This window comes from Halomonas flagellata (genome assembly GCF_022487945.1).
GTDB classification, from domain to species: domain Bacteria; phylum Pseudomonadota; class Gammaproteobacteria; order Pseudomonadales; family Halomonadaceae; genus Halomonas; species Halomonas flagellata.
The window spans coordinates 1-512 of record NZ_JAKVPY010000157.1; the positions used below are offsets into that span (position 1 = coordinate 1).

2 protein-coding genes are annotated in these 512 nt (G+C 32.6%); both read right to left on the reverse strand.

Features of this window, described 5'->3' with window-relative positions; translation table 11 throughout:
* Positions 1-235, reverse strand: a 235-nt coding sequence (locus MKP05_RS21650) for a hypothetical protein (protein ID WP_240570185.1), incomplete at its 3' end; no start/stop codon positions are given.
* 52 nt (positions 236-287) lie between these two features.
* A partial coding sequence (locus MKP05_RS21655; RefSeq protein WP_240570186.1) for a hypothetical protein occupies positions 288-512 on the reverse strand: 225 nt, incomplete at its 5' end.

Here is a 512-nt window from a genome sequence, read left to right on the forward strand (position 1 = left end):
GTATTGATGCCTTAACATCGAAAGCGCGGAACCTGTCCCCCTCATCTCTCCCTAAAATAATTCCAACAAAATCGCTATCTATTGTGTCTCTGAGAACAATACCCAATACAATTTCGTCGGAATCTGCGTACCATTCAAGTTCCTCACTCATGTATGCTGCTGCAGGGCTTCTTGACTGTGCAGCTAATGCATTGAATCTTTTTATATCTAAGTTTTTTATTACTATTTTTTCCATAACAGCACTCCATTGATAAACTAACAACAATAAGAGATTTTTACTTACTTCTTTAATTTGGGTTTGACTTGAAGTTATTTATTAATAATTTTCCATCAAGGATATATATAGTTATCTCATCTTGATCCATAAGGTGTGTTAGTACGTTAAATCGATCAAGCTTGTTTTTTAATAGTGAAAATATTTTCTCATTAATTTCTTTAACGAAATTAATGTGTTCAGCTAGGTTTTTTTCTAATTGTTTTCGGTCATGGCCAGTTAAATTTAAATCTTCATC